The sequence below is a fragment of the Limnospira sp. PMC 1279.21 genome (genome assembly GCF_032349615.1).
In the GTDB taxonomy this organism is placed as follows: Bacteria; Cyanobacteriota; Cyanobacteriia; order Cyanobacteriales; family Microcoleaceae; genus Limnospira; species Limnospira fusiformis.
On record NZ_JARPLU010000261.1, the window covers coordinates 1 to 4,553 of the forward strand.

At 47.2% G+C, this 4,553-nt stretch carries 2 protein-coding genes and 1 pseudogene; 1 reads left to right on the forward strand and 2 read right to left on the reverse strand.

The annotated features are described in order from the left end of the window. Positions 1-20: 20 nt before the first annotated feature. A pseudogene (locus P5683_RS22990) lies at positions 21-245 on the reverse strand (IS630 transposase-related protein); the annotation flags it as partial. Positions 246-624: 379 nt separating this feature from the next. Further along, the gene (thrS, locus tag P5683_RS22995; protein ID WP_006625971.1) at positions 625-2,439 is read right to left on the reverse strand and encodes a threonine--tRNA ligase; all 1,815 of its coding nucleotides are present in this window, start codon (positions 2,437-2,439) and stop codon (positions 625-627) included. Between the two features lie 1,913 nt (positions 2,440-4,352). On the opposite strand from thrS, the gene P5683_RS23000 reads away from it, so the two are divergent. After that, the coding region (locus P5683_RS23000; protein ID WP_315669487.1) for a reverse transcriptase N-terminal domain-containing protein at positions 4,353-4,553 on the forward strand (201 nt) is incomplete at its 3' end.

The following is a 4,553-nucleotide window of genomic DNA, read 5'->3' on the forward strand; positions in this document are numbered from 1 at the left end:
GTTTTGTGGCCATGCTCTTAGGCAAAAGCCTTGAATTTGTGCCAGTCGGTAATTTGGTGGCTATGACCAGGTGGGCGATTAGGTTTAGGGAGGAAGTCGCCGGTGTGTTCTTTTCTTTGCAGCCAGAGATTGATGGTGTTCCTGCTGACATGGAAAACTTGACTGGCTTCGGTTTTGGGTATACCGTCTAGTTCAATTGCATTAATAACTTTTTGTCTAAGGTCGTAACTGTAGGGGGCTGTCATTTTGGGTCTTCTGTAGATATCCTTGCCATTATACGTCCTAACTTTTCTGTCTTGTGCTATAGGTTGTATCTCGGAGCCTTCCGTTCCCCGCTTCAATCCTGGGGTTATGATTCCCAAAACTGGGGGTGGCTATCGCCGTTACTCTCTACTCCCTGATTTCTCAGTTGGTTTATGACCTTGAGTTCCCTGCCTTGCTTAGATTTCTCCAAGCGTCGGGACATATAAACAGTTATGGGGATGGTCAGGAGTGCGTTCCTTATATTCAACCAAAGGGTTGAAGTCCCCACCAGGCGGTTATTTCGGGTATCTCAACCCTATTTAATGCCTGAACGTCTCGCACCCCTGATATTAAATCATAGCAGGTTTTAACCGTTCCCGGCTAAAAATCAGCAAAGTTAGCGAGCGCAAATTGTAGTCGGCTTTGGGTTTCCGCCACCGTCAAGGTCCCCAATTCTCCTAGTGCGCGGGTACGGATACTGAGACTATTAGACTCCACTTCCTTAGCCCCCACCACAGCCATAACTGGGACTTTAGCCTTTTCTGCATTACGAATCATTTTACCCAAGCGATCGTGACTGTGATCAGCTTCCGCGCGAATATCAAGCGATCGCCATTTTTCAGCCACAGACTCCACAAAAGGAAAAAACTCGTCACTAACAGGTAACAACCGCACCATTACCGGAGCCAACCATAGGGGAAAATCCCCCGTATACTCCTCAATCAAAATCCCGATCAACCGTTCCAGGGACCCAAAGGGGGCGCGGTGAATCATCACCGGGCGCTGGCGGGTTCCATCTTCGGCCACATATTCGAGATCAAACCTTTCTGGTAAATTATAATCCACCTGAACCGTTCCTAACTGCCATTCTCGTTCCAAAGCATCCTGAACAATAAAATCCAACTTAGGACCATAAAAGGCAGCCTCACCAATACCCTCAAAATAATTCATTCCCAGAGTTTCCACCGCGCGGCGGATCGCATTTTCTGCCTTTTCCCAGGCTTGGTCTGAACCGATATATTTATCAGAATTAGGGTCACGGAAACTCAAACGGGCTTTAAAGGACTGATCCAACTTGAGTTTTTTGAGGACAGACTGAATCAGATCAACCACCTTGAGAAACTCATCATCCAACTGTTCCGGGGTAACAAACAGGTGAGCATCATCTTGGGTAAAGCCGCGCACACGGGTTAATCCTCCCAATTCCCCCGACTGTTCGTAGCGGTAAACCGTCCCAAATTCAGCCAAACGGATGGGCAATTCCCTATAGGAGCGTAGACTAGATTTATAAATTTGTACATGGAAGGGGCAGTTCATAGCCTTGAGGACAAACCCCTCGTCCTCTGATTCTCCCATCATGGGAAAGAGGTCTTCGCGGTATTTTTGCCAGTGACCAGAGGTTTTAAACAAATTGACCCGCCCCAAATGGGGGGTAACCACTGGTTGATATCCCCGCCGCACCTGTTCTCGTTTAAGGAAGTCCTCAAGGGTTGTCCTCAGAATTGTACCTTTAGGAGTCCACAGAGGTAGCCCCGGACCCACTTGATCGGAAAATATAAATAGTCCTAATTCTTTCCCTAAACGGCGGTGGTCTCGTCTGAGAGCTTCTTCTTTCCGGCGTTTATATTCTGCGAGTTGTTCTGGGGTTTCCCAGGCTGTACCGTAAATGCGTTGGAGTTGAGCTTTGGTTTCGTCTCCCCGCCAATAGGCTCCCGCCACGCTTTCTAATTCGATCGCTTTTGGGTTAATATCTCCGGTAGTTTCAACGTGAGGTCCGGCGCATAAATCCCACCATTGATCGCCCAGATGGTAAATGGTAATTGGTTCCGTTAGGTCAGCCAGGATTTCTAGCTTGTAGGGTTCTCCTAGGGTTTCAATGCGCCGTTGGGCTTCTTCCCGGCTAACTTCCTCCCGGATAACGGGTAGTTTCCGCTTGAGGATTTTTACCATCTCTTTTTTGATGGCTTTTAGGTCTTGTTCCGTAAAAGGTTCCGGGCTATCAAAGTCATAGTAGAAGCCGTTTTCAATCCATGGTCCTATAGTTACTTGAGCCTTGGGAAACAACTTATGGACTGCCATAGCCATTACATGAGAAGTGGTGTGGCGAATCCTTTTTAGTTGATCAGATTGGCTGGTTTTGGGAAGATGGATTTTTTGGGGCTGTTCTGAAGTTGCCTGTGAATTTTCGATAGCCATCGAGCATCAATTTGTGAATTGGTTGTTTGTACCGGCTTAGGTTGCTGGTCAGCTTGACCCAGACTCCAAGCCTTTCGGGGAAGGAGACGATCGCCATCGGACCAGGCTCTAGCCTTCCCATCGGATGAGCCTATTGTAGCTAAACTAGGGTAGATATGCTCAAATTTATCTTGACAGTTTGTGGGACCATATCCTAAAACTTTTGTTAAGAAAATTGTTAAGAATTGTAAAGAGTGTTAATATATTGACTAAGTGCGAGACGTTCAGGCATGAAATAGGGTTGCAATACCCGAAACAACCGCCTGGTGAGGATTTCAACCCCTTGGTTGAATATAAGGAACGCACTCCTGAGCATCCTCATAACTGTTTATATGTCCCAACGATTAGTATCCTACGATACAAAATCAAGGCAGGGAACCAAAGGTCAATACACTCTGTAACATTTCGTAACAATTCTTAACATAACGGAAACGTGACGAAACAGAGATGAGGGTAACGGCGATAGCCACCCCCAGTTTCAGGACCCACAACCCTAGAATTGAAGCGGGGAACGGAAGGCTCCGAGGTGTAACCCAACACCAGAATCGAGACCACTGCCAACCATCCATGATTAGGGAAACCGAATGTCCGGCTTGAACCATCGTCAATATAAAGTAGCGAAATAGGTTGATACGCTACGCTCAAAAGAGTAAGGGGAAAAGTAGGAGGATATTTTAACTACCTACACAGACCTTTAAAGTACCCCGGTGGAAAGGACAAATCTAAAGATGGAATGCCCATATAAACGGAACGTTTTAACCCCTCTTAGGCTCTGATTATCTGGTCGAAGTAGTCAGTAGTGACAAGTGTAAGCGCAAGGTGCGAAACGTTTGGGAGACCAAATAGGGCTGCAATGCCTGAAATCACTTCCCAGTGGGACTTATACCCCTTGGTAGAATATAAGGAATGTCTCATTCTAGCTATAGCAATATAGATAGGATTGCTGACCATCCCATAACTATCTATGTGTCCCAACGCTTGGTCTCAACAACCAAGCAAGGCAGGGAAACTCAAGGTCAAGACAGAACGCTAGAACGATGGAGTCGTGACCCATCTAGTAAAGCAGGAAGTTGAGAGTAACGGCGATAGCCACCCCCAGTTTTAGGATTCACAACCCGTCAGATTGAAGCGGGGAACGGAAGGCGTAATAGAGGAACCTACCTCTCACTCGACCACTGCCAACCATCCATGATTAGGGAAACCGAATGTCCGGCTGGAACCATCGTAATACACTAGCAGCGAAATAGGTTGACACGCTGCGCCCAAAAGGGCAAGGGGAAAAGTAGGGGGCTCATGCAACTACCTAAAAACAACGAAAGTTGTGCACAGACCTTTAAAGTACCCCGGTTCTGAGGACGAATCTAAAGATGGAATGCCCGCATAGATGGAACGTTGTAACCCCTCATTAGCTCTCAGTGGCGGGATGTACCCGTGGAGTAGTGAAAGTGTAAGCGTATGCTTTTGAGGGTGAAGGATGCGACCAGAAGCCCAAGCCCAATTGTCATGGTGGGGATATGCCCACAGGTCGCGGTGTGGATATAGATACTGCGATTAGTAGGAGTATTATGACGAGAGCGAGTTTAAAGACTACGTGGTTGTATACAGCTCTGAAAGTTGAAGTTACAAAGCAGGGGGTCGTAACCCTGTTCCCATGACACGGGGTGTCCACATCAGGAGCCGTGTGATGTGAAAGTATCAAGCACGGTTTTGTATGGGAGTTCGGGAAGGTGACTTCTCGTTCGACCCTACCCCCTTGAGGGGGTGAGATGTGACCAAAAGCCAACGCCCGGCTGTAATGGACGGGATATGCTAACGGGTCACGGTTTGATTGCAAGGATAGAGTTTAGTAGGAGTCAAGATGACGAAATCGAGAGATGGTAAAGGATTCGGAAAACCGAAACCTACTAAGACGTGCGTTTGTATGGAAAAGTATCAACTGGGCTAAGGTTCAGCGGTACGTTTTTAAGCTCCAAAAGAGGATATACCAAGCAGCTAAATCGGGACAGGACGCAAAGGCTAGAAGGTTGCAACGTCTATTGGTGAAATCATATTATGCGTGCGAGACGTTTAGGAGC

What these genes read in the sequence shown, in the direction of transcription:
- thrS (WP_006625971.1), bottom strand. Translation starts at nt 2,439, where the DNA reads ATGGCTATCGAAAATTCACAGGCAACTTCAGAACAGCCCCAAAAAATC.